Genomic DNA, 24,616 nt, shown 5'->3' on the forward strand with positions numbered 1-24,616 from the left:
TGCGACGGCGCGGCGCGAAGCCGTTCTCAACATCCTAAACGCCTTCCCGGCCCCTCGTGTGTCAGCCAAGACGCACAAGCTGATCGCGCAAACGCTCCAGCATGGCCGTGAAATCAGCCAGGCGTTTGCGTTCCTGCTCGATCACCGCCGGCGGTGCCTTCGCAACGAAGGCTTCGTTGCCGAGCTTGCCGTTTACCTTTGCGATCTCGCCTTCGATGCGCGCAATTTCCTTGCCGATGCGAAGCTTCTCGGCCGCCTTGTCGATCTCCATGTGCAGGCACAGGCGCGCAGCGCCGACCACCGCCACGGGCGCCGCCTCGGCCGCGGCCGACCACGAAGCCTCGTCGTCGAAGACCTTCACTTCCTTGAGCTTTGCGAGCGCCTGAAGCACCGGCGCCGATTCGCGCAGGAAGGCCGCGCCTTCGGCGTCGTCGGCCACCGCGTAGAGCGGCAGTCGCGTGGCCGGCGACACGTTCATCTCGCCACGCAGCGTGCGGCAAGCATCGACCAGCGCCTTCAGCCGCGCCACGTGCGCCTCGGCCGCCTCGTCGATCTTCTCGGGCTGGCTCTTCGGATAGGCGGCGACCATGATCGACTCGCCCTCACGTCCCGCAACCGTCGACACCTTCTGCCACAACTCTTCCGTGATGAACGGGATCACCGGATGCGCCAGGCGCAGCATTGTTTCGAGGGTGCGGATCAGCGTGCGGCGCGTGGCGCGCTTCTGTGCATCGTCGCCGGTCTGGATCTGCACCTTGGCGATTTCCAGGTACCAGTCGCAGAACTCGTCCCAGGCGAACTGGTAGATCGCGTTGGCCACGTTGTCGAGGCGGTATTCCTCGAAGCCCTTGGCCACTTCGGCCCCGACGCGCTGCAGCTGCGACACGATCCAGAAGTCGGCACGGCTGAACTTCAGGTAGCCATGGGCCTTGCCACCGACCTTGCAGTCTTCCTTCGTGTGTTCCAGCAGGCCGCAGTCCTGGCCTTCGCAGTTCATCAGCACGAAGCGCGTGGCGTTCCATAGCTTGTTGCAGAAGTTGCGATAGCCCTCGCAGCGCTTGCTGTCGAAGTTGATGCTGCGGCCCAGCGAAGCCAGCGAAGCGAAGGTGAAGCGCAGCGCATCGGCGCCGAAGGCCGGGATGCCGTCCGGAAACTCCTTCTGCGTGTTCTTGCGAACCGCGGGCGCCGTCTCGGGCTTGCGCAGGCCCTGCGTGCGCTTGTCGAGCAGTTCGGGCAACTGGATGCCGTCGATCAGGTCCACCGGGTCGAGCACGTTGCCTTCCGACTTGCTCATCTTCTTGCCCTGCGCATCGCGCACCAGGCCGTGGATGTACACGTCCTTGAACGGCACCTTGCCGGTGAAATGCTTGGTCATCATGATCATCCGGGCGACCCAGAAGAAGATGATGTCGTAGCCCGTCACGAGCACCTGCGAGGGCAGGTACAGCTCCAGATCCTTCGTCTTCTCGGGCCAGCCCAGCGAAGAGAAGGGCACCAGCGCCGCCGAGTACCAGGTGTCGAGCACGTCCTCGTCGCGGCGCAGCGTCTTGCCCGGCGCCTTGGCCTGCGCGTCGGCCTCGTTCTCGGCCACGTACACATTGCCTTCCTCGTCGTACCAGGCGGGAATCTGGTGGCCCCACCAGAGCTGGCGCGAGATGGTCCAGTCCTGGATGTTCTCCATCCAGTGGTTGTAGGTGTTGACCCAGTTCTCGGGCACGAAGCGCACCTCGCCCGACTTCACCACGTCGATGGCCTTCTGCGCGATCGACTGGCCATCGGCGCCGGGGCGCGTCATGGCCACGTACCACTGGTCGGTGAGCATCGGTTCGACGATGGCGCCCGAGCGCGCGCAGCGCGGCACCATCAGCTTGTGCTTCTTCACCTCGATCAGCAGGCCCAGTGCGTCGAGGTCGGCCACGATGGCCTTGCGCGCGACGAAGCGGTCCAGGCCGCGGTACTTCTCGGGGGCGTTGTCGTTGATGGTCGCGTCCAGCGTGAGCACGCCGATCATCTCGAGCTTGTGGCGCTGGCCGACGGCGTAGTCGTTGTAGTCGTGGGCCGGAGTCACCTTCACCACGCCGGTGCCGAATTCCTTGTCGACGTAGTCGTCGGCAATGATCGGGATCAGCCTATCCACCAGCGGCAGCTTCACGCGCTGGCCGATGAGATGCTTGTAGCGTTCGTCTTCCGGATGGACCATCACGGCCGTGTCGCCGAGCATGGTCTCGGGCCGGGTGGTGGCCACGGTCAGCGTGCCGCTGCCGTCTTCCAGCGGATAGGCGATGTGCCAGAGCGAGCCGTCTTCCTCTTCGCTTTCGACTTCGAGGTCGCTCACCGAGGTCTTGAGCACCGGGTCCCAGTTGCCCAGGCGCTTGCCACGGTAGATCAGGCCCTCTTCATACAGCTTCACGAAGGTGTGCGTGACCACCTTCGAGAGGTCGTCATCCATCGTGAAGTATTCGCGGCTCCAGTCCACCGTGTCGCCCATGCGGCGCATCTGCTCGGTGATGGTGTTGCCCGACTTCTCTTTCCATTCCCACACGCGCGCCACGAAGTTCTTGCGGCCCAGGTCGTGGCGGCTGATCTTCTGCTCCTGCAGCTGGCGCTCCACGACGATCTGCGTCGCGATGCCCGCGTGGTCGGTGCCCGGCAACCACAGCGTGTTGTCGCCCTTCATGCGGTGGTAGCGCGTGAGGCTGTCCATGATCGTCTGGTTGAACGCATGGCCCATATGCAGCGTGCCCGTCACGTTGGGCGGCGGCAGCTGGATCGCGAACGATTCGGCGCCTTCCTTCGGTTGCTGCGTGCCTCTGAAGCCGGCCTTGGCGTAGCCGCGCTTCTCCCATTCGGGGCCCCAGTGCGCCTCGATGGCGGCGGGCTCGAACGATTTGGAAAGGCTGTCCAGGCCGGGCTGGGCGGGAGAAGTGGTGGGTTCGCTCATGGGAATACGGAACGGCCCTTCAGGGAGCCGTGGGGAGACAGGGTGGGATAGCCCGCGATTTTACCGGCGCGGCCCAGCGTCACGGCAGCCACTGATAATTCCGCCATGCTGTTCCTGCTTTCCCCTGCGAAGTCGCTCGACTACGACACTCCGGTTCCCTCCGAAATCCCCGCCACCCAACCCCATTTCGAATCTCCGCGCGGCCCCTCGGTCGAGCTGATCAGGCTGCTGCGCGAGAAGTCGCCCCAGCAGATCTCCGAGCTGATGCACCTGTCGGACAAGCTCTCCGCCCTGAACGTGGCCCGCTACCAAGCCTGGTCCGGCAAGAGCACCGAGAAGAACGCCCGCCAGGCCGCCTTCGCCTTCGACGGCGACGTCTACGGCGGCCTCGATGCCCGCACGCTCACCAAGGGGCAGTTGGCCTGGGCGCAGGACCACGTCTGCATCCTCAGCGGCCTCTACGGCCTGCTGCGCCCGCTCGACCTGCTGCAGCCCTACCGCCTCGAGATGGGCACGCAACTGGCCAATCGCCACGGCAAGGACCTTTACGCCTTCTGGGGTTCGCGCATCGCCGAGCATCTCAACGAGCGCCTCGCGGCCGACCGCACGCCGGTGGTCGTCAACGTCGCCTCGCAGGAGTACTTCAAGTCGGTCGACAAGAAGGTGCTCAAGGCCCGTGTGGTCGAATGCGTGTTCGAGGAGTGGAAGGGCGACAGGTACAAGATCGTGAGCTTCTTCGCCAAGCGCGCGCGCGGCCTGCTGGCTCGCTGGGCCGTGCAGCACAAGGCGGCCACGCCCAAGGCACTGGAAAAGTTCGACCTCGAGGGTTATGGTTTCGATGCAGAAGCATCGACAGCCGAAAGGCTGGTGTTCAGGAGAAGGTTGGACTGACCCCCAGTCTTCGCGCACTTCGTGTCGCTACGCCAACCCCCTTGCAGGGGGCACACCGGCGGCCCGGCAAAGCCGGTTCCGCGGTGTTCCTGGAATGGGGCGTGGCGGTTTTTTCATGCGTTGCGGGGCTTGCTGCAGCGTGGAGGAGTATTGAGATGTCGCAACCGATCAGTCCGGAACTGCGCGAGTGGCTGGTGGCCCAGCTCGCGGCCGGGCACTCGGTGCCAGCGCTGCGCGCTTCCATGCGCGCGGCCGGCTGGCACGATGCCGCCGCCGACACGGCGCTGGCCCAGCTCGAGGCCGGATTCCCCAACGTGGAGGTGGCCCTGCCGCCCGTACGCACCAAAATGCCCGGCCCCGACCTCGACGGTGCGCCGCTGTACCTCGATGCCGGCGACCGCCGCGTGCAGGTGCTGCAGACCATGCGGCATCCGCGTGTCGTCGTGTTCGGCAACCTGCTGTCGGCCGAGGAGTGCGAAGGCCTGATCGCTGCGGCGCGCGTTCGGCTCGCGCGTTCGCTCACCGTGGAGACCCGCACCGGCGGCGAGGTGCTCAACGTCGATCGCACCAGCGACGGCATGTTCTTCGAGCGCGGCGAGAACGAGATCGTCGCGCGGCTGGAGCAGCGCCTCGCCACGCTGCTGCGCTGGCCGCTCGAATTCGGCGAGGGCCTGCAGATCCTGCGCTACGCCCCCGGCGCGCAGTACCGCCCGCACTACGACTACTTCGACCCCGGCGAACCCGGCACGCCCACCATCCTCAAGCGCGGCGGCCAGCGCGTCGCCACGCTGGTGATGTACCTGCAGGAGCCCGAAGGCGGCGGCGCCACCACCTTCCCCGACGTGGGGCTCGAAGTGGCGCCGGTGCGCGGCTGCGGCGTGTTCTTCAGCTATGACCGGCCCGACCCCGTCACTCGCACGCTGCACGGCGGCGCGCCGGTGCTGGCGGGCGAGAAGTGGGTCGCCACCAAGTGGCTGCGCGAGCGCGAGTTCAAGTAGCAAGAAGCCGATGAAAGTCACCGCCAACGGCCTGCAGATCGAAGTCGACGACACCGGAGGCGAGGGGCGCCCCGTGATCCTGCTCATCATGGGCCTGGGCATGCAGCTGGTCGCATGGCCCACGGGCTTCGTGCAGCAGCTGGTCGAGGCGGGTTTTCGCGTGGTGCGCCACGACAACCGCGACATCGGGCTGAGCCAGGGCTTCGACCATGCGGGCGTGGGCAACGTCGTGTGGGAAACCATCCGCCATCGCCTCGGCCTGCCGGTGCGCTCTGCCTACACACTGCAGGACATGACCCTCGATGCGCTCGGTGTACTCGATGCGCTGGGCATTGAAAGAGCCCACATCGTCGGCGCTTCCATGGGCGGCATGATCGCCCAGCGCATGGCCGCTACCGCACCGCAGCGCACGACCAGCCTCGTGAGCATCATGAGCTCCAGCGGCGCACGCGGCCTGCCCGGGCCGCGCCGCGAGGTGGCCTCCATGCTCATGCGTCGTCCGGTGGGCCGCGACGAGGCCGCGCTGGTCGCGCACAGCATCCGGCTGCTGCGGCTGATCCAGAGCCCCGCCTACCCGCAGAGCGACGAAGAGCTGGCCGCGCGCCTCACCTTCAGCATGCGCCGTGCATACCGCCCGGCCGGGCTGATGCGGCAGATGCTGGCCGTCGGCGCCGATGCCGACCGGCCGCAGGTGCTGGCGCGCATCCAGTCGCCCACGCTGGTGCTGCACGGCGACGCCGATGCGCTCGTGCCCATCGCTTGCGGGGAAGACACCGCCAGGCGCATTCCCGGTTCGCAATTCGTCGCGATCCCCGGCATGGGCCACGACCTGCCGCCCGAGGTGTGCACCATCCTCGCCAACCACATTGCTCCGTTCGCGCATGCGGCGGAGGCCAGAAACGCCACACCATGAGCCACGACCCGAACCCCAACACGCCCGAGCAATCGCAACTTGGCCGCGCCTCGGCCTACGCCGACCGCTACGACCCCACGCTGCTGTTTCCCATCGCGCGCGCCACGCAGCGCGAGGCCATGGGCATCAGGTCCGATGCCTTGCCCTTCTTCGGCGCCGACCTGTGGACCGCGTTCGAGGTGAGCTGGCTCAACCTGCGCGGCAAGCCGCAGCTGGCCATCGTGCACTTCACCATTCCGTGCGAGACGCCCAACATCATCGAGAGCAAGAGTTTCAAGCTCTATCTCAACAGCTTCAACAACAGCCAGTTCGCGAGCGCCGACGCGGTGCGCGAGCGCCTGCGCGCGGACTTGTCCGAAGCCGCGTGGCGCGGCAGCGACCAGTCGGCCGGCATCGGCGTGAAGCTGATGGCGCCCGACATGTTCGACCGCGAGCCGGTGCACGAACTCGACGGCCTCGACCTCGACCGCCTCGACATCGAGTGCACCCACTACCAGCCCGCGCCGCAGCTGCTGAGCAGCGACGCCACGCAGGTGCATGTGAACGAAACCTTCACCAGCCGCCTGCTCAAGAGCAACTGCCTCGTCACCGGCCAGCCCGACTGGGGTAGCGTGCAGATCCGCTACAGCGGCCCGCCCATCGACCAGGCCGGGCTGTTGGCGTACATCGTGAGCTTTCGCAACCACAACGAGTTTCACGAGCCGTGCGCCGAGCGCATGTTCACGGACATCTGGAGCCGCTGCAAGCCGACCAAGCTCGCGGTGTATGCGCGCTATACGCGGCGCGGCGGGCTGGACATCAATCCGTTTCGCACGAGCTGGCCGCAGGCGCTGCCGGCGAACATCCGCACGGCGCGCCAATAGCCGTCCCCGGGCCGCGCCGAAGGCCCTCTTCGGAAACCTGGAACCCGCTTTCGCTTCGCCTGTGGCATTCTGAAATATGCCCGCGAACCCGCGGTCGAAAGAACCTCCGGAGCACAGACAAACATGGTTGAAGGAAAAGTGGTCGTCGTCACGGGCGCGGGCGGCGGCATCGGGCGCGACATCGCGCTGGCCATGGCGGCCCACGGCGCGAAAGTGGTGGTCAACGACATCGGCGCTGCGCTCGATGGTGCCGGCGGCAGCGCCGGCCCCGCACAGCAGGTGGTCGACGAGATCCGCGCGGCCGGCGGCCAGGCCGTGCCCAACACCGACAGCGTGGCCGACGCCGCCAGCGCGGCGCGCATCGTGCAGTGCGCGCTCGACAGCTTCGGCCGCATCGACGCGGCGGTCAACAACGCGGGCATCCTGCGCGACCGCTTCTTCCACAAGATGTCGGTCGACGAGTGGGACTCGGTGCTCAAGGTGCATCTCTACGGTGCCTACCACGTGAGCCGTGCGGCGGCCGTGCACTTCAAGGAACAGAATGCGGGCGCGCTGGTGCACATGACCTCCACCTCGGGCCTGATCGGCAACTTCGGCCAGGCCAACTACTCGGCGGCCAAGCTCGGCATCGTCGCGTTGTCGAAGTCGATCGCGCTCGACATGCAGAAATTCAACGTGCGCTCGAACTGCATCGCGCCCTTTGCCTGGAGCCGCATGATCGGCGCGATTCCCACCGACACCGACGAGCAGCGCGCCCGCGTCGACAAGATCAAGCAGATGACGCCGGCCAAAGTGGCGCCCTTGGCGGTGTACCTCGCGAGCGAGGCGGCGGGCGTGGTCAACGGCCAGATCTTCTCGGTGCGCAACAACGAGATCTCGCTCATCAGCCAGCCGCGCCCGGTGCGCTCGATCCACCGCTCCGAGGGCTGGACGCCGCAGAGCATTGCCGAGCACGCCATGCCCGCGATGCGCGCGAGCTTCTTCCCGCTCGACCGCTCGGCCGACGTGTTCAGCTGGGACCCCGTCTGAGGACAAACCCGCAAGCGGGCGCGCACGGCGCCGTTCGCCGGACAATGCACGTTCCCTTCCTTACTCGTGCCTGCGCCCGGTGAACCTGCATTTCGACCTGTTCGACCTGAAACTGTTCGTCTACGTGGCGGACGCGCGCAGCCTCACGCGCGGCGCCGAGAAGGCCTGTATCTCGCTGGCCGCCGCCTCCACCCGCATCAAGCAGATGGAAGAGGCCGTGGGCGGCAAGCTGCTGCACCGCAGCGCGCAGGGCGTGACGCTCACGGCCGCGGGGCAGGCCGTGCTGTACCACGCCAAGCGCGTGATGCAGCAGATGGAGCACCTGCGCTGCGACATGCAGGACTTCGGCAAGGGCATCAAGGGCCATGTGCGCGTGTTCGCCAATACCACCTCGATCACCGAGTACCTGCCGCAGAAGCTCGCGGGCTTTCTCACGCAGCACCCGGCCGTGCAGGTCGACCTGCGCGAGTACCTGAGCGAAGAGATCGTGCGCGCTGTGGCCGATGGCGAGGCCGACATCGGCATCCTTGCCGGCGACGTGCACACCGGCGAGTTCGACGCGCGTCCCTTCGGAAGCAACCAACTCGTGCTGGTGGTGCCGCTCACGCACCACCTCGCGGGCGCCCCTTCGGTGGCCTTTGCCGACACGCTCGACGAGCAGCACGTGGGCCTGCACCATGGCAGCGCCATCCACCGCTTCCTGCAGCGCCGTGCCGAACTCGCGGGGCGCGGCTTCAATCCGCGCATCCAGGTCAGCAGCTTCGAGGCCATCTGCCTGATGATCGAGGCGGGCGTAGGGGTTGGTGTGTTACCCGCGTCTTCCGCTCAGCGGCTGTCGATGGCGATGCGCATCTCGACCGTGGCGCTCAGCGATGCGTGGGCCGAACGGGAGCTGAAGTTGATCGCGCGTGATCGGGAACAACTGCCTGCTTCTGCCCGGGAGCTGTTCGATCACCTGATCGCTTCCTGAGCCTGGGCGTTCCATCCGGCACCGCAGACCGGGCCCCGGGGGGGGGGTTGAGGCCCTTCCTTCCTCAAGGCAACCAGCGCGCCACTTTCTGGGTCTCGCCCAGTTGCCAGATGCGGGTGCACAGGGCCTTTGCTTCTTCTGCCGTCACGCCTTCGCCGTAGTGCGCGAGGCGCTGCATCTTGTCCTCGATCTCGGCGCGGCTCAGGCTGTTGCCGGGGTCGCCCTTGGGCTCGTCGACGCGGCCCTGCAGTGTGCGACCGTCGGCGGTTTGCACGCTGACCTTGCCGATCCAGCGTGCGGGGTAGGCGGTGTCGACTTCTTCATCGAGCTGCATCGCCACCTTCTCGCGGAAAGCCGAGACCTCGGGCGCGAGGAAGTCGCGGTCGAATTCGCCGAGGCCCGCGCGGCCGTGCACGGCGATGAGGCCCAGCACCGTGCCCATCGAGAACTTGCCCTGGTGCACCGTGGCGGGCACGTCGACCCGGCCCAGCACGTCGATGGCGCCCTGGTGCACGTGCGTGGTCACGCGCGATACGTCGGCGGGCTTGAGCTTGTTCTGCGTCATCACCTGTAGCAGCGCGTCGGCGGCGGGGTGGGTGTGGCGGCAGGAGGCGTGGTACTTGAAGGAGGTTTCGGCCAGCGTCCAGCGCGTGCCGAGGCCGTCGACGAGCTTGGCCGGATCGGCGTCGCTCGACATGCCGACGCCCAGGCCCTGCGCGCCTTCGAGGATCCTTGCTGCACCGGTGAAGCCGTCCTGTGCGAGGTAGGCCGACATCAGCCCGCTCGCTGCCGCGTGCGCGCAATGCAGTTGCTTGGAGTCGGCTGCATCGCGCAGGAATTCCCACACGCCGGCCGACTGCGTGCCGGCCGAGCCGAAGGCGTGCAGCATCTGCTGCGGCGTGAGACTCAGCAGGCGGCCGACTGCTGCTGCAGCGGCGAGCGTGCCCGCCGTCGCGGTCGTGTGGAAGGTCTTGTAGTGCGAGCGGCCGAGAAATTCGCCGACGCGGATGCCGACCTCGTAGCCCGCGACCACGGCGGTCAGCAGTAGCGCGCCGCTTGCGCCGAGGCTCTGCGCCACGGCTAGCGCGGGCGCGATGACGACGGCGGCAGGGTGGAACACCGAGCCGTTGTGCACGTCGTCCTGCTCGACGAAGTGCGAGGCGGCCGCGTTGACCAGCGCCGCGAACACCGGCGAGCTGGTGCGGCGCGAGGTCAGTATCTCGCTGGGCCCGTCGGCCGGCCCCATCATCTGTGCGAAGCGCTCGATGCTGCGCACCGGCCGTGCCATGCGTGCGGCGAGCACCGAGCCCAGCCAGTCGAGCATCAGGTCTTCGGTGCGGCGCAGCACGGGCGCGGGAATGTCGGCGAACTGCAGTTCGGCCGCGAAGGTCGCGAGCACCTTGCTCGGATGGTCGGCGGTGATGGGAGTCATGAACGATCCTTTCGTGGAACACCGAGGAACCGGCTTTGCCGGGCCTCTGGTGTTGCCCCCGGTAAGGGGTGGGAGAAGCGACACGAAGTGCGCGAAGCCTGGGGGTGAGTCAAAAAGACCGTGGGAGGCCGAGCATGTGTTCGGCCACGTAGCTCAGGATCAGGTTGGTCGAGATGGGCGCCACCTGGTACAGCCGCGTCTCCCTGAACTTGCGCTCGATGTCGTATTCGCATGCAAAGCCGAAGCCGCCGTGGAACTGAAGGCACGCATTCGCAGCCTCCCAACTCGCCTTGGCCGCCAGGTACTTCGCCATGTTGGCCTGTGCGCCGCAAGGCTGGTGCACGTCGAACAGGCGGCAGGCTTCATAGCGCATCAGGTTCGCTGCTTCCACTTCGATGAACGCTTCGGCAATCGGAAACTGCACGCCCTGGTTCTGCCCGATCGGGCGGCCGAACACCACGCGCTCCTTGGTGTAGGCCGTCACCCGGTCGATGAACCAGTAGCCGTCGCCGATGCACTCCGCGGCGATCAGCGTGCGCTCGGCGTTGAGTCCGTCGAGGATGTACTTGAAGCCCTGGCCTTCCTCGCCGATCAGGTTCTCGGCCGGGATCTCGAGGTTCTCGAAGAACAGCTCGTTGGTCTCGTGGTTCACCATGTTCAGGATGGGCTGCACCGTCAGCCCCTTGCCGATGGCCTCGCGCAAGTCGACGATGAAGATCGACATGCCTTCGGACTTCTTCTTCACGTCCGCCAGCGGCGTGGTGCGCGCCAGCAGGATCATCAGGTCCGAATGCTGGATGCGCGAGATCCACACCTTCTGCCCGTTGATGACATAGCGGTCGCCCTTCTTCACCGCCGTGGTCTTGATCTTGGTGGTGTCGGTGCCGGTGGTGGGCTCGGTCACGCCCATCGACTGCAGGCGCAGTTCGCCGTTGGCGATCTTCGGCAGGTAGGCGCGCTTCTGCGCCTCGCTGCCGTGGCGCAGCAGCGTGCCCATGTTGTACATCTGGCCGTGGCAGGCGCCGGAGTTGCCGCCGCAGCGGTTGATCTCTTCCATGATCACCGAGGCCTCGGTCAGGCCCAGGCCGGAGCCGCCGTACTCCTGCGGAATCAGCGCGGCCATCCAGCCGGCCTTGGTGAGCGCATCGACGAATTCGGCGGGGTAGCCGCGCGCCTCGTCGATCTTGCGGAAGTAGGCATCGGGAAACTGCGTGCACAGGTCGCGCACCGCGTCGCGGATGTCGGGGAAGTTCTTGTCGTTGGCGTTGTTCATTGTTTGCTGCTGCTCATCAGTCCTGGCGCGGGCCGCCGGCTTCCTGTTCCACGCGCTGCCAGATCTCGACCGCCATCGGGTCGTCGATCTCTTCGAGGATGTGGCCCACGAGGCCGATGGCGCGCGCCATCACGCCGAAGCCGCGAATGATCTTCCACGGAAAGCCGAACTCGGCCGCGATCGCGCCGATGGCACCGGTCGCGTTGATCGGCAGCGACTTGCCCGACACGCGCTCGGCTTCCTCCTGCACCGCCTGCATCAGCGCGATGTAGTGGCTCGACAAGCCGTTCTCCGCCGCAATCTGGAACAGCCGCGGCGTGCGCGGATCGATGGGCTTGTGCAGCGGATGGCCCAGCCCCGGCACGATCTGCTTGCGCGCGCGGTGGTCGGCCACGATGTCTCTTGCCATGTCCGCAAGCGGGCGCGTGGGCTTCTCGCCGAAGGGAATCGCTTCGTAAAGCATCTTCGCCGCGCCTTCGGTGCTGCCGACGAACACCGTGCCCAGGCCGCAAAGACCCGCTGCCACAGCGGCTTGCAGCGCTTCGGGTGCGCCCGCATACGTGAGGCGCGCAGCCAGTGCGCTGGGTGTGATGCCGTGCTCCACCAGCGTGACGACGATGGCGTTGAAGGTGACGGATTCCTGCGGCGTCGGGATGCGGCCCGTGAGTTCCAGGAAGGCCATGTCGCCGAGGTTCAGGTGGCCGAGGATTTCCGAAGGCAGGTCTCGCCCGCGCACGGTGATCTTGTCCGGCGTGCTGTGGCCCAGCTCGGTGTGCAGGGATTTCTTGATCTTGGTCATGGCGCCGAATCTAGCCCTCCATCGCGCGAGGCGGCTCCGTGATTGCGAAACCCTCCCTTCGGCAAATGCGAATGCCGCCCGGCAGGGCCTTCTGTCACGCTGCGGCGATGGACTTCGAATCACTTTCGGCGATGCGCGAAGCGGCGCTCGACTACTTCGTTCGCAGCCGCGCCATCCAGCGACGGCGCGAGCACATGGAACAACCTGATGCCGATGAGGCGCACGGTTGGCGCGCGATCGCCGAGCTCGGCTGGCCCGGCATGCTGGCCCCCGAATCGGCCGGCGGTCTCGCACTGGAGCTCGACGGCGCGGCGGAAATCCTTCGGGCCGCGGGCGAGCATGTGGCGCCCGAGCCGCTGCTGGCCGTGGCCGGCCTCAGTGCGCTGCTGCTGGCGCGGCTCGGTACGCCGGGCGCGAACGCCTTGCTCGCTGAACTGGTCGCGGGCCGCAGCCTGCCCGCCCTCGCATGGCAGGAGAGCGCGGGCGACCTCAGCGCGGTGCCGCTGGCCTGCGGCTGCGAGCCGCGGCCCGGCCACATTGGCGGCGTGCTGCTGCAGGGCGAGAAGCTCATGGTGCTGCCCGGCGCGGCCGCCAGCGGCTGGCTGGTGTCGGCGCGCGGCGACGACGACGCGGTGCTGCTGTGGGTGCCGCGCGGCACCGATGGTGTGACGGAAGCGCTGGTGCCGCTGGTCGATGGTGGCCAGGCCTCGAACCTGCGCTTCGAGCAGGTCGCACTGCCGCCGGAAGCCGTGCTGGCCGAAGGGCCGGCCGCGCAGGATGCCTTGCGCCATGCGCTCGCGGCCGGCCAGATCCTTCAATCGGCCGAACTGCTGGGTGCGGGGCAGGCCATGCTGGCGCAGACGCTGGCCTACCTGCGCACGCGCTCCCAGTTCGGCAAGCCCATCGGCAGCTTCCAGGCGTTGCAGCACCGCTGCGTCGACATGTTCATTCATCTCGAAGTGGCGCAGGCCACGTTGAACGAGGTGCTGGCGGTGGCAGGGCAGGGGTTGCCGGTGGACCGGCTCGAAGCCGAGGCAAGCCGCGTCAATGCGCGCTGCACGGCCGCCGCGCTGCAGGCTTCGCGCACGTCGGTGCAGCTGCATGGCGCCATCGGCTACACGCAGGAGTGCGACCTGAGCCTGTTCTACAAGCGCGTGCTGTGCCTGTCGGCGTGGCTTGGGAATGTCAGTGCGCATCAGCGGCGGCATGCCGTACTGGCTGGCGATGCCGAAGCGACCACGGGCGCGGCCACCTGGCAAGGCGAGTTCCCGCGCACAGCAGACTGGTCCGCCATGCCCGAGGCCGAGTTCCGCCGCATGGTGCGCGCCTTCCTGCAGCAGCGCTATCCGCAGCAGCTGCGCTACCTCTCGCACCGCGCACGCTGGAGCGAGATGCGCGAGTGGTACCTCACGCTGTCGGCGCAGGGCTGGATCGCGCCCGCATGGCCGCAGGCGCACGGCGGCATGGGCCTGCCCGCCGACAAGCTCATCGCGTGGATCGAGGAGCTGGAGCAATACGGCGTGGCGCGCGCGCCCGACCAGGGCATCGTGATGATCGGCCCGTTGCTCATCCAGCATGGCACGCCCGAGCAGCAGCAGCGCTTCCTGCCGCGCATCCTCAGCGGCGAGAACGTCTGGTGCCAGGGCTACTCGGAGCCTAACGCCGGCTCAGACCTCGCGGGCCTGCGCACCGAGGCGCTGCCCGCGCGCGATGCGCAGGGCGATCACTTCGTGGTCAACGGCCAGAAGATCTGGACCACGCTCGCGCAGGATGCCAACCACATCTTCATGCTCGTGCGCACCGACAAGGACGCGCGCAAGCAGGAGGGCATCAGCTTCCTGCTGTGCGACCTGCGCACGCCGGGCATCACCATCCGGCCGATCCACACGCTGGCGGGCGAGCCCGAGTTCTGCGAAGTGTTCTTCGACAACGTGCGCGTACCGGCCGAGAACCTTGTGGGCAAGCTGCACGGCGGCTGGACCATCGCGAAGGCGCTGCTGGGCTTCGAGCGCATCTTTCTCGGCAGCCCCAAGCAGTCGCAGTACGCGCTGGGCCAACTCGCGCGGCTGGCGCATGCGCGGCGCCTGTTCGCCGACCCGGTGTTCGCGCAGCGCTTCGCGGCGCTGCGGCTCGACGTGCTGGACCTGTCGGCGGCGTACACGGGCTTCGCGAACATCGTGCGTGCGGGCAAGCCGCTGCCCGCGTCGGTGTCGCTGCTGAAGATCTGGGCCAGCGAGACCTACCACCGCATCGGCGCGCTGCTGGTCGAAGCGGGCGACGAGCAGGGTGCCGTGGCCGGCGACCAGGTGCTCGACGGCCAGACCTTCAACGTGCTCGCGCCGCTCATCGGCTCCACGGCCGCAATGATCTACGGCGGCACCAACGAGATACAGCGCAACATCCTCGCGCGGCAAGTCCTCGACCTGCCGACCTGAGCGACGCAGCCACCAAAGCAATTCATAACAGGAGACAACGCTCATGACCTCGATCGACTTTTCGCGCCGGCAATGGGTGACCGCGCTGGCGGGCGGCGCGGCGCTGGCCGCCGTGCACCATCGCGCCTTCGCGCAGCAGTCCTTGCCGTCCCTCATCAAGCTCGTGGTCGGCTATTCCGCGGGCGGTCCGGTGGACGGGGCCGCGCGCCTGCTCGCGCCCGCGTTGAGCCAGGCACTCGGGACGCAGGTCATCGTCGACAACCGGCCCGGCGCCAGCGGCTCGCTCGGCGGCGACGCGGTCGCGAAAGCACAGCCCGATGGTGCGACGCTGTTCTTCGGTGCAAGCCCGACCATCACCATCAACCCGAACGTGCAGCGCCACATGGCCTTCGATCCGATGAAGGACCTCACGCCCATCGCGCCGCTGGTGGACTACACCAACGTGCTCGTGGTCAACAACGACGTCCCGGTGCACAGCGTGGCCGAGCTGCTGGCCTATGCGAAGGCGCGGCCCGGCAAGGTGTTCTATGGCTCGGCGGGCGTGGGCGCGTCCAACCACCTGAGTGGCGCGCTGCTCGAGAAGATGACCGGCGTGCAGCTCACGCACGTGCCCTACAAGGGCAGCGCGCCGGCGCTCGCCGACGTGATGGCCGGCACCGTGACGATGATGTTCGACATCATCGCCACCTCCAAGCCCTTCATCCAGACGGGCAAGGTGCGCGCGCTGGCCGTCACCTCGCGCCAGCGCAACCGCATGCTGCCGGAGGTGCCGACCATGGTCGAATCGGGCGTGCCGGGCTACGACGTGGGCGGCTGGTTCGGCCTGTACGGTCCGGCGCGCATGGACCCGGCGCTGGTCGCGCGCATGAACGCCGCCGCGCAGAAGATGCTGGCGCGCGAGGACATCGCGAACCGGCTGCGCGAGCAGGGCTACGACGTGTGGTCCGGCGCGGCCGATCTGCTGGCGGCCAAGGGCAAGTCCGACCGCCAGCTCTGGGCGACCGCGTCCAAGGGCATCGAGGCGGAATAGCCGATGCGCCGTATCCACAGCCTGCTGGAAGAACGCGCGACAAGCACGCCCGATGCCGTCTTCCTCTTCGAGCCCGCGGGCACCAAGACCTATGCCGCGCTGCAGGCGATGGTCGACGTTGCCGTGCAAGACCTGCTGGCCGCCGGCGTGCGACCGACCGACCGCGTGGTGCTGGTGGCCGAGAACTGCGCCGCGCACATCGCGCTGCTCATGGCCTGCAGCCGCGTCGGTGCTTGGTCGTGCGGCGTGAATGCGCGCATGTCGCCGGGCGAGATTGCGGCCATCGTCGAGCGCGCCGATGCCCGTGTCTGCTGCTTCACGGCCGCTGCCTCCGAAGCCGCTGAAAAGCATGCGCAGAGGGCCGGCGCAACGCCCGCCGCGCTCGGTGGCGTGATGCGTTCGGCCGTGCGTGCCGAAGCGCGCACCGAGCCTGATCCGGCATTGGCCGACACGGCCGCCATCATCTTCACTTCCGGCACCTCGGGCACGCCCAAGGGCGTGATGGTGTCGTACCGCGGCCTGCTGCACTTCGGCCGCGTGTCGGCCCAGGTGCGCGCCCTGGGCGAGCGCGACCGCGTCTATGCCTTCCTGCCGATGACGCACATCTTCGGCATCGGCACGGTGTTGATGGCTGCGCTCACGGGCGGCGCGTCGCTGGTGCTGCGCGGCAGCTTCTCGCCGGCCGACGTGCTGCAAGCGCTGGCGCACGAGCAGGTGTCGAACCTGCTCGGGCCGCCGACGATGTACGCGCGGCTGTTGGCGCACATCGAGGCGGAGGAGGCGACGCCGTGCTTTCCGCAACTGCGCTACGTCTACACCGGCTCCGCGCCGCTCGACCCGGTGCTCAAGCAGCGCGTGGAGCAATTGTTCGGGCAGCCGCTGCACTATGGCTACGGGCTGTCGGAGTACGCGGGCTCGGTGTTTCTCACACGCACCGAGTCGCCGCGCGCCGACACCTCGGCGGGGTATGCGGTGGAGGGGGGCGAGGCCCGTATCGTGACCCTCGACGGCAACGACGCCGCACCCGGCGACACCGGCGAGATCTGGCTGCGCGGCCCCGGCCTCATGCTCGGCTACTTCCGCGACACCGCCGCCACCGCGCTGGTGATGCGACCCGACGGCTGGTACGCCACCGGCGACCTCGGCCGCTTCGGCGAGGACGGCGCGCTGTTCGTGGTCGGGCGGCTGAAGGAAATGATCATCCGCTCAGGCTTCAACGTCTACCCGGCGGAGATTGAGGCCGTCATCGGCCGCTTCGAGGGCGTGCACCTGTGCGCGGTGGTCGGCGTGCCCGAGGCCGACGGCAACGAGCAGGTCGTCGCCTTCGTCGAGCTGAAGCCCGGCGCAGTGCTCGACGAAGCGGCGCTGCGCGCGCACCTCGTCGAACACCTGTCGCCCTACAAGCGCCCGGCCCGCATCGAGGTGATCGATGCGATGCCCACCACCGCCAACGGCAAGCTGCTCAAGCGCGAACTGCAGGCGCGCTGCGGGCCGGCCGTGGGCTGATTTCAGCCGAAGATCGCGGCCCGGCCCTTCTGCGTGTCCATGTACTCGCGCACCCGGGCGATGAGGCCTTCGCGCAGCTCGAAGACAAAGCAGTAGTCGTTGTCGTAGTGCCGGCCGCTGGCCAGCGTGGCCTGCATGCGCTCTTCGAGGATCACCGTGTCGCCGTCGCAGTGCAGGTGGGAGAACGCCACATCGATGTCGGCGACGAAGAGCCTGGGAAAGGCGTCGACCAGAAAGTGCGCGATCGTCGCCGGGCCGATCATGTGGTCGGGCACGCCGAGTGCCACCGCCGTCGCGTTGCCCTTGGGCGCCAGCCATTCGGCGTCCTCGGTGAAGACGGCCTGGATGCGTTTCGGATCGCGGCTTGCGAAAGCCTTCCAGGCTTCGGTGACGGCGCGCTTGTTCTGCTCTGGGGTCATTGGGTCGGGTCGGGATTGGACGAAGGCCTGAAGGTAGGGGCCGGGCCCTGTGCCGGCACGCCGTTTCCGGACATTTCCAATCCGCGGGCGGCGCCATCGTAGGCACGCTCCTACACCCAGGGCGGGGGGTGGGGCCGATACTTGTTATTCCCCCCCGTTTCAGGAAGTACCCGTGACCGTGCCGATGAACCCGACGCCCGTGGCCGCTGCGAAATGAAGTCCTCGCCGAGTGCGCGCAGCTGGATTGCCGCCGGCGTGCGCCACGAATTGCTCACACGCGCGCTGCCCGCCTTGCGGCACGACATGGCGGCACCTGTCTCGGTGGTCCGCATGGCGCTGCTGATGCTCAAGCGGCAGGTCGGCGCAGCCACCATCGACGCCGCCGCCTGCGAAGAACGGGTGGCGCTGATCGACAACCAGGTGTCCGAACTGGTCGAGGCCATCCGCTCGCTGCGCGACTGGGAACTGGCCACCACGGATGACGGCATCACTCGCAGCGCGCTGGTGGCGCAGTGCGTGGCCCTGATGCGCTCCGCCTTCGACCTGCACGGCGTGACGCTCGATGCGGACGCCTCGCTGGACCCGCAGGAAAACGAACATCGCTGGCCCGCCGCGGCTGCGCTGCGCTACCTGTTCCTCGGCGCGCTGGGCTACCTGCACGACGGCGCGGCCGAGGCCGGGGCGATCCGGGTCGAGGCGGACGGCGCCAATGCACTGCGCCTCACGGCCCTGCCGCGCGAACCCGGCGGCACGCATGCCGTGCTCGACGCGCACCGTGCGCCGCGTGCGCTGGCCATCGACGCTGTCGCATTGCAGAACCTGGCCGAAGACCTCGGCTACGCCGTGGCGCTGGAAGGCGACAGCGTGCGCCTCGTGCTCGCGACCGGCAACTGAGTCTTTGCGCGCTTGCGCGCTGCCTGGCCGCCCCGCTGCGCGCGCAGGAAGGCCAGCAGCCGCCGCTCGGCCGCATGCAGCCCGCGCGAGGGCTTGGCGGTGCGGTGCGCGGCGATCTTCTCGAACAGCGCACCCGTGGCCTCGTCGCCATCCGAGAGCGCGCTGCCCAGCGCCAGCACCGCCGGATGCACATAGGCCTTCTTGCAGACGGCCGGCGTGTTGCCCAGCTGCCTGGCGACGGCCGCCAGGATGTCCTTGGCACTGGAGCGGCTGCCGTCGGCAGCGACGCGGCCCGGTTCGCAGGCCAGCAGGGTGAGCTCCAGCGCCTGCACCGTGCCGTGCCAGGTGCGGAAGTCCTTGGCGGTGAAGCGCTCGCCCTGCGTGGCCTCGGCCAGGTAGTCGTTCACGTCGGTGGACGAGATGCCGCGCAGTTCGCCGTCCTCGTCCTCGTACTGGAACAGCGCCTGCCCCGGCAGCTGCTGGCATTGACGCACCACCCGGGCCACGCGCGGATCGTCGAGCTTCGCCTCGTGCATCACGCCGCTCTTGCCCCGGAAGCGCAGCCGCAGCGCCTGGCCCTGCACGGCGGCGTGCCGGCTGCGCAGCGTGGTGAGGCCGTAGGAGCCGTTGCTGTTCGCGTATTCCTCGTTGCCCACGCGCAGCAGCGTGGTGTCGAGCAGGCGCACCACCGCCGCGAGCACCTGGGTGCGGCCCGGCGCCTTGCGGCCTTTCGTCGACCGCAGGTCGCGCGCCACGCGGGCGCGGATGTGCGGCAGCGCGAGTGCGAAGGCTTCGAGGCGATCGAACTTGGTTTCGTCCTTCATCGAGCGCCAGTCGGCGTGGTAGCGGTACTGCTTGCGCCCGCGCGCGTCGATGCCGGTGGCCTGCAGATGGCCGTTGGGCAGAGGGCAGATCCACACCTGGGTGTAGGCGGGCGGGATGGCCAGCATGCGGATGCGCGCTATCTCGTCCACGTCGCGCAGCCACTGCCCATTGGCGTCGCGGTAGCGGAAACGCTCGCCGTGCTTCAGGCGGCGGATGCCGGGCATGCCGGGGTTCACGTAGACGAGGCCGTTGGCGATGGGCGTCGGCTTCGAAGGCGGTTTGGCAGGAGGGGAAGGGGCCGGCATGGGGTTTGCGTGGTGGCGCGACATCGCGCTTTTGCCAGCATCGACAATCGCCGGTTGTAGGACGCCGCAAGCGCCCGCGGTGCGGCAGGCGCGCTTGTGCGCCTGCGCTGCCTTCTTTTTCTTTCCTCTTGAATGGGTTCCAGAATGACTTCTTCCAGGTCCACTCTTTTCACCGCCCGCTGGCTGGCGGTGCCTGCCGCAGCGCTGTTGTTCACGGCCTGCGCGTCCACCACTTCCACCCCGACCGCCTCGGCCCCGGGCGCGCCCGTGAAGGTCAAGGTCTTCGTCGCCGCCATGTTCGAGATCGGCCAGAACACGGGCGACCGCGCCGGCGAGTTCCAGCATTGGTACGAACGCTACTGGAAGGGCGCCAAACCCATTGCGGTGCCCGGTGCGCTGCAGCCTGTGTACTGCAACGCCGACGGCGTGTGCGGCGCGGTGCTCGGCATGGGCAAGGTCAACTCGTCGTCGTCGATGCAGGCCATCCTGCTGAACCCGCAGTTCGACTTCTCGCAGAGCTACTACCTGATTTCGGGCGTGGCCGGCACGCCGCCTTCGCGCGGCACCATCGGCGAAGTGAGCTGGGCCACCTGGCTGGTCGACTACGATCTCGGCCACCGCTGGGCCCCCGAGGAGAACAAGCCCGGCGAGCCGACCTTCATGCCGCGCAAGGGCTACGAGGAGTACCGCCGCTTCAAGCTCAACCCCGACCTCGTGAGCTGGGCCATGAGGCTCTCGGCCGACACGCCGCTCAAGGATTCGGACGGCGCGCGCAAGTACCGCCTGCGCTACCCCGATGCAGCGGCCCGCCGCGCGCCTTTCGTCGGCACCGGCACGCACATGACCGGCGACACCTTCTTCCATGGCCCCGGCATGTCGAAGCAGGCGCAGTACATCGCCAGGCTCTACGGCGCCGACGACTACGTCATCACCGAAATGGAAGCCGCCGCCATCACCCTCGTGATCAAGCGCACACACGGCACCGACCGCGTGATGAGCCTGCGCGGCGCGGTCAACTTCGACCAGGGCAGCCCGAAGGAAACCACGCTGCAGCACCTGGACCCGGCGCCGGGCGAAACGGCCGGCGGCTTTGCCGAGACGGTGGAGAACATCGAACTGGTGGGCTCGCGCGTGGTCGATCACATCGTGACCAACTGGCCGAAGTGGCAGGGCGGCGTGCCGAAGCCCTGAGCGGGTTCAGGGCCGTGAAGGCTTCAGATGCCATGTCACCGTGAAGTCGAACGGCGTCCAGCGGCTGACGGTGACGCCTGCCTGCCGCAGCCCGCGGCCGGTCCAGGTGTTGCAGGTCTCGAAGAGGTGATAGCCGCCTTCGGCTTCGTAGAAGGCGTCGTCGTCGCCGTAGTGCGCGCCGGCGATGGATGAGGCATGGCCCGAGGGCAGGGCGGCGCGCACGTAGCCGACCAGTTGCGCGTACTGCGCGTGCGAGAGCGGCAGGCTGTAGGCCCCGCGCGCCAGCTGTTCGCGCCGCAGGTAGCTCACATGCATCAACGCGCGGTTGCCGCCCGACAGCGCCCCGAAGGCGCGCGCCGCCGTCAGGTCGCCCCAGGTGGGCGTGTTCAGGTAGAACTCGCGATCGCCCCAGCCGATGGCGATGAATTCGGCATCGGGCGGCGGCGCCCTGAAGTCTTCCAGCGGAAACACCTGCAGCCAGTCGATGGTGGCCGAGCGGATCGGAAACACGTAGTCGGTGTGCACGCCGTTGCTCAGCACCCAGGCCTGTACGTCGACCGGTGCATCGCCCGCAGGCTTTGCATTGGCGGGCCAGAACACCAGCGCGCAGGCCACGGTCAAGTACAGGCCGATCAGCGCGACGAAGCCCAGCAGCGTGAAGGCGATGCGCCGCAGCCAGCGTTTCGCCACGGCGTTTTCAGAACAGCGACGCGGTGGTCGATGCGGGCTCCGGTGCCGCGCGGTGCGCGCCGGTCCCGGCGGGCGCGAGCGCCTCGGGGCTGCCCGCCTTCGCCAGCGCGCCCACGCGCACGCCCAAGAGGCGCAGCGGGCGCTCCAGCGGCACGCGCTTCAGGCACAGGCCACCCGTGTGGCGGATGGTCTTCGCGTCGGACGTGAAGCGCTCGATGGTCTGGTCGCGCGTGGCGATCTTGAAGTCGTCGTAGCGCAGCTTGATGCCAATGGTCTTGCCCACGTAACCCTTGCGCTGCAGGTCGGCGGCCAGCTGCTCGCACAGGTGGGTGAAGATCGCGCCCAGCTCGGCGCGGTCGCGCACGGCGTGCAGGTCGCGGTCGAAGGTGGTCTCGCGGCTCATCGACACGGGTTCGCTCTCGGTCACCACCGGCCGGTTGTCGCGGCCCCAGGCCACCTCGTGCATCCACGCGCCCGTGGCCTTGCCGAAGGTGGCAACGAGCCAGTCGCGGTCGCGCGCCGCGAGCTGGCCCACGGTCTCGATGCCGAAGCGTTTGAGCTTCTCGTCGGCCTTCGGCCCGATGCCGTTCACCTTGCGGCAGGGCAGCGGCCAGATGCGCGTTTCGAGGTCGTGCTCGTAGACCACCGAGATGCCGTTGGGCTTGTTGAACTCGCTCGCCATCTTGGCGATGAGCTTGTTGGGCGCCACGCCGATGGAGCAGGTTAGGCCGGTGGCGTCGAAGATGGCGGTCTGGATCAGCCGCGCCAGCGAGCGCCCGCCGTCGCGCTGGCCGCCGGGCACGTCGGTGAAGTCGATGTACACCTCGTCCACGCCGCGGTCTTCCATGAGCGGGGCGACCTCCAGGATGATGTTCTTGAAGGCGCGCGAATAGCGCCGGTACTCGTCGAAGTCCACCGGCAGGATGATGGCCTGCGGGCACAGCTTGGCGGCCTTCATGAGCCCCATGGCCGAGCCGATGCCGAACTGCCGCGCGGGGTAGGTGGCGGTGGTGATCACGCCGCGGCCCGTGTAGTCCTTCAGCAGCGGAAAGGCCGCGACCGGAATGTCGGCCAGCGTGCCCCCCTCGGGCAGGTCGCGGATGGCCTCGTCCACGCGCCGCCTGCCGCCGCCGATCACCACCGGCAGGCCCTTGAGCTGCGGATAGCGCAGCAGCTCGACCGACGCGTAGAAGGCGTCCATGTCGAGGTGGGCGATGCGGCGCATCGGCGGGGATTTCGGGGGCTCGGAACTCACGTTGACGATTGTCTCGCGCTCCGGCGATGTTCGCCTGCCGGGCGACCGCGTGCAAGAATGCGCCCGATTGCAGATGGACCCTCCGATGGCATGGGAAAGGGAAATGGCATGGACGACGAAGTCGAAGGCTTGAGCATCGCGCTGACGCCGGTGCAGATGGCCGCGGTGCTGGACGGGCAGGACGTGCCCGAATCCGCGAGCTGGAGCAACCGCCTCTGGGGCACCGTGGGGCTGGTGGGCGGTGTCGTGGAACTGGTCGGCGCCGGCGTGCTCTGCGTCGCACCCGAACCCACGATGGTGACCAAGGCCGGCTGCGTGGTGCTGGGCGTGCACAGCTTCGACACCATGGCCACGTCGGGCCGCCAGATCTGGACCGGCACGCCGCAGCGCACGGCCACCGCCGTGACTGCCAGCTCGGCGGCCGAGGCGCTGGGTGCTTCGCGCGACACAGCCGATGGCATTGGGCTTGCGGTGGATGTGGCGGTTCCGCTGGTCGTGGCAACCGGGCTCGTCGCGTCGCGTGTGATCGCGGTGCGCGCCAGCAGGTTTCGCCTGGAGCCGGTCGACCTGTTGCGGCATGAAGGACCAGTAGGCACAAAGATCGGCGGCCACGCGATCCGGGAACATGTCGGCAAGACCGAGGCGGAACTTTTCCAGCGATTGGTGAACAAGCCATCGCTGCCCAAAGTGTCGTCGTTCCACAATCTCGACATCGCGGAGCGCGCCATCAGCGCCACTGTTCGTGCCAACGCCAGAGCCATCAAGGCGTGGTCGCGCTCGGCCGCAGTGGGCTCCAAGCCCATGGCGTTCGAGCACAACGTGGGCAGCGTGGTGGGCATCGGCGTGCAGCGGGGCAGCACCGCCGTCAGCCAGCTGAGCAAGGTGCGCGTGATCCTGAACATGAAGAGCTACAACGGAATGCCGTACTACATACTGACGGCGCACCCCATTTGAAACCAGCAGCCGAATCGCCATGAAGCGCTACGAACTCATCGAGAACCTCACCGAGGTCTACTTCGGCCAGGATTACGATTATTTCGGCGAGACCGGTGCCGAAGTCATGGCCGAATACCGGAAAGCCTGCACGCCCGCCGAACTTGAGGCGTTGCGCGTCGAGATCGTCGATTTCATGCGCTCGCACCCGGACCTGGAAACCGACTTCCCGCGCCGGTTCGAGCGCCCCGCCCAGCCGGAAGACTTCGGATCCACCATACGCGAGTTCCTGGAAAACGTGCTTGCCGCATTGAAATAGCAGCGCGCGCCCCATCTGATTGTCTTGTCCGCGGCGCGGGCAATTTCAGCGCAGATCAAGTGCCCCGGCCGGTTGCATCTCGCCACCAGGCCACGCCTGCGGTCCAAGCTCTTTCGCAAGATAGGCCACGAGCTTCGCGGTGCGCTCGCGCAGCGGGGCAATGCGGGCCTGCAGGCCGGCCCTGGGCAGCGCAATGGCCTGGCCGGGTTCTTTGGAGTCGGGGTCGCTTTCGCGGATGTAGAGCGTGCCGTTGCGAGCCCAGACCTCCACCGCCCAGCCCTGGTCCTGGTCGTCGTAGATATTGCCCTCGTCGTGCCCGACCACGGCGCCGAGGAAGTGGTCCATGGAAGAGAAGGTGTCGTACCAGGGGAAGGACAGATGCACGTCCGCCTCCTCGTTGTCGAGCCGCAGGTCCATCCAGAAATACTGGCGCACCTGGTGGCGTTTCAATGCGTGCTGCCGGGCCAGCGCGGCCACCTGGGCGTAGTACGCGGCAAGTTCCGCCTCGTGCCCGATGGCCTCCGAGGTGCGCACCCGCAAGCGCTCGGCGCGCTGGAATTCCGGCAACGCGAGCGGCTCGGGCCGCTGGTACGGCGCAGCGTTGAACGCATCCCACAAATGAAACGCGATCTCGGGCTCCAGCGAGTCGATCGGCTTGGCATCGGCGAAGCACGGTTCCACTTGCGCGCTCCTCTGAATGGTCGA

Annotated in this window: 22 protein-coding genes; 13 read left to right on the plus strand and 9 right to left on the minus strand. The window is 67.9% G+C overall.

Annotated elements, in window-relative coordinates; genetic code table 11:
• Positions 1-61: 61 nt before the first annotated feature.
• On the minus strand, positions 62-2,941 hold the full coding sequence (locus ACEOAB_RS05875; RefSeq protein ID WP_413749378.1) for a valine--tRNA ligase: 2,880 nt from the start codon (positions 2,939-2,941) through the stop codon (positions 62-64).
• Between the two features lie 105 nt (positions 2,942-3,046).
• On the opposite strand from ACEOAB_RS05875, the gene yaaA reads away from it, so the two are divergent.
• The 6 genes from yaaA to ACEOAB_RS05905 all read left to right on the plus strand — a co-directional run bounded on the left by yaaA (position 3,047) and on the right by ACEOAB_RS05905 (position 8,605).
• On the plus strand, positions 3,047-3,832 hold the full coding sequence (yaaA, locus tag ACEOAB_RS05880) for a peroxide stress protein YaaA (RefSeq protein ID WP_056586437.1): 786 nt from the start codon (positions 3,047-3,049) through the stop codon (positions 3,830-3,832).
• 155 nt (positions 3,833-3,987) lie between these two features.
• Entirely contained in the window at positions 3,988-4,830 is an 843-nt protein-coding gene (locus ACEOAB_RS05885) for a 2OG-Fe(II) oxygenase (RefSeq protein WP_056586440.1), read from the plus strand.
• Between the two features lie 10 nt (positions 4,831-4,840).
• Positions 4,841-5,743: an alpha/beta fold hydrolase gene (locus tag ACEOAB_RS05890; RefSeq protein ID WP_413749379.1), complete on the plus strand. Its 903-nt coding sequence runs from the start codon at positions 4,841-4,843 to the stop codon at positions 5,741-5,743.
• A complete protein-coding gene (gene queF / locus ACEOAB_RS05895) occupies positions 5,740-6,606 on the plus strand; it encodes an NADPH-dependent 7-cyano-7-deazaguanine reductase QueF (protein ID WP_413749380.1) in 867 nt (288 codons plus the stop codon). Before ACEOAB_RS05890 ends, queF begins: the two co-directional genes overlap by 4 nt.
• Before the next feature lie 123 nt (positions 6,607-6,729).
• Positions 6,730-7,635 carry an SDR family NAD(P)-dependent oxidoreductase gene (locus ACEOAB_RS05900; protein WP_413749381.1) on the plus strand — a complete coding sequence of 302 codons (906 nt, stop codon included), beginning with the start codon at positions 6,730-6,732 and terminating at the stop codon, positions 7,633-7,635.
• 79 nt (positions 7,636-7,714) lie between these two features.
• On the plus strand, positions 7,715-8,605 hold the full coding sequence (locus ACEOAB_RS05905; protein ID WP_413749382.1) for a LysR family transcriptional regulator: 891 nt from the start codon (positions 7,715-7,717) through the stop codon (positions 8,603-8,605).
• 64 nt (positions 8,606-8,669) lie between these two features.
• Here ACEOAB_RS05905 and ACEOAB_RS05910 read toward each other — a convergent pair whose 3' ends face one another.
• The 3 genes from ACEOAB_RS05910 to ACEOAB_RS05920 all read right to left on the minus strand — a co-directional run bounded on the left by ACEOAB_RS05910 (position 8,670) and on the right by ACEOAB_RS05920 (position 12,109).
• A complete protein-coding gene (locus ACEOAB_RS05910) occupies positions 8,670-10,037 on the minus strand; it encodes an MmgE/PrpD family protein (RefSeq protein WP_495653533.1) in 1,368 nt (455 codons plus the stop codon).
• Positions 10,038-10,146: 109 nt separating this feature from the next.
• Positions 10,147-11,310, minus strand: coding sequence for an acyl-CoA dehydrogenase family protein (locus ACEOAB_RS05915; RefSeq protein WP_413749384.1), 1,164 nt, complete (start codon positions 11,308-11,310; stop codon positions 10,147-10,149).
• Between the two features lie 16 nt (positions 11,311-11,326).
• Positions 11,327-12,109, minus strand: coding sequence for a citryl-CoA lyase (locus ACEOAB_RS05920; RefSeq protein WP_413749385.1), 783 nt, complete (start codon positions 12,107-12,109; stop codon positions 11,327-11,329).
• A gap of 107 nt (positions 12,110-12,216) precedes the next feature.
• Here ACEOAB_RS05920 and ACEOAB_RS05925 point away from each other — a divergent pair, with 107 nt between their 5' ends.
• From ACEOAB_RS05925 to ACEOAB_RS05935, 3 genes are read left to right on the plus strand one after another with little or no spacing between them, the layout of a single operon-like run.
• On the plus strand, positions 12,217-14,544 hold the full coding sequence (locus tag ACEOAB_RS05925) for an acyl-CoA dehydrogenase family protein (protein WP_495653534.1): 2,328 nt from the start codon (positions 12,217-12,219) through the stop codon (positions 14,542-14,544).
• A gap of 43 nt (positions 14,545-14,587) precedes the next feature.
• Positions 14,588-15,574: a Bug family tripartite tricarboxylate transporter substrate binding protein gene (locus tag ACEOAB_RS05930; RefSeq protein WP_413750370.1), complete on the plus strand. Its 987-nt coding sequence runs from the start codon at positions 14,588-14,590 to the stop codon at positions 15,572-15,574.
• Positions 15,575-15,577: 3 nt separating this feature from the next.
• Positions 15,578-17,080 (plus strand): class I adenylate-forming enzyme family protein, encoded by a 1,503-nt coding sequence (locus ACEOAB_RS05935; protein WP_495653535.1) that lies wholly within the window; start codon positions 15,578-15,580, stop codon positions 17,078-17,080.
• A gap of 2 nt (positions 17,081-17,082) precedes the next feature.
• On the opposite strand, the gene ACEOAB_RS05940 is transcribed toward ACEOAB_RS05935, so the two are convergent.
• On the minus strand, positions 17,083-17,499 hold the full coding sequence (locus tag ACEOAB_RS05940) for a nuclear transport factor 2 family protein (RefSeq protein WP_413750368.1): 417 nt from the start codon (positions 17,497-17,499) through the stop codon (positions 17,083-17,085).
• 213 nt (positions 17,500-17,712) lie between these two features.
• On the opposite strand from ACEOAB_RS05940, the gene ACEOAB_RS05945 reads away from it, so the two are divergent.
• Positions 17,713-18,393, plus strand: a complete 681-nt coding sequence (locus ACEOAB_RS05945) for a hypothetical protein (protein ID WP_413750367.1) — start codon at positions 17,713-17,715, stop codon at positions 18,391-18,393.
• Here ACEOAB_RS05945 and ACEOAB_RS05950 read toward each other — a convergent pair.
• Positions 18,336-19,523: a DNA topoisomerase IB gene (locus ACEOAB_RS05950; RefSeq protein WP_413750366.1), complete on the minus strand. Its 1,188-nt coding sequence runs from the start codon at positions 19,521-19,523 to the stop codon at positions 18,336-18,338. The two genes, ACEOAB_RS05945 and ACEOAB_RS05950, sit on opposite strands and share 58 nt — an antisense overlap.
• Before the next feature lie 144 nt (positions 19,524-19,667).
• Here ACEOAB_RS05950 and ACEOAB_RS05955 point away from each other — a divergent pair, with 144 nt between their 5' ends.
• Positions 19,668-20,714, plus strand: a complete 1,047-nt coding sequence (locus tag ACEOAB_RS05955) for a purine-nucleoside phosphorylase (RefSeq protein WP_056586482.1) — start codon at positions 19,668-19,670, stop codon at positions 20,712-20,714.
• A gap of 6 nt (positions 20,715-20,720) precedes the next feature.
• Here ACEOAB_RS05955 and ACEOAB_RS05960 read toward each other — a convergent pair whose 3' ends face one another.
• Both ACEOAB_RS05960 and dinB read right to left on the minus strand, forming a co-directional pair.
• Positions 20,721-21,404, minus strand: a complete 684-nt coding sequence (locus ACEOAB_RS05960) for a TIGR02117 family protein (protein WP_413750365.1) — start codon at positions 21,402-21,404, stop codon at positions 20,721-20,723.
• Positions 21,405-21,411: 7 nt separating this feature from the next.
• Positions 21,412-22,629 (minus strand): DNA polymerase IV, encoded by a 1,218-nt coding sequence (dinB, locus tag ACEOAB_RS05965; protein ID WP_157609917.1) that lies wholly within the window; start codon positions 22,627-22,629, stop codon positions 21,412-21,414.
• A gap of 138 nt (positions 22,630-22,767) precedes the next feature.
• On the opposite strand from dinB, the gene ACEOAB_RS05970 reads away from it, so the two are divergent.
• Positions 22,768-23,613, plus strand: coding sequence for an RNase A-like domain-containing protein (locus ACEOAB_RS05970; RefSeq protein WP_056586492.1), 846 nt, complete (start codon positions 22,768-22,770; stop codon positions 23,611-23,613).
• 19 nt (positions 23,614-23,632) lie between these two features.
• Positions 23,633-23,911: a contact-dependent growth inhibition system immunity protein gene (locus ACEOAB_RS05975; protein ID WP_056509888.1), complete on the plus strand. Its 279-nt coding sequence runs from the start codon at positions 23,633-23,635 to the stop codon at positions 23,909-23,911.
• Between the two features lie 45 nt (positions 23,912-23,956).
• Here ACEOAB_RS05975 and ACEOAB_RS05980 read toward each other — a convergent pair whose 3' ends face one another.
• Positions 23,957-24,592, minus strand: coding sequence for a hypothetical protein (locus ACEOAB_RS05980; RefSeq protein WP_413748529.1), 636 nt, complete (start codon positions 24,590-24,592; stop codon positions 23,957-23,959).
• Positions 24,593-24,616: the final 24 nt, after the last annotated feature.

This window comes from Variovorax sp. Varisp53 (assembly GCF_059491555.1).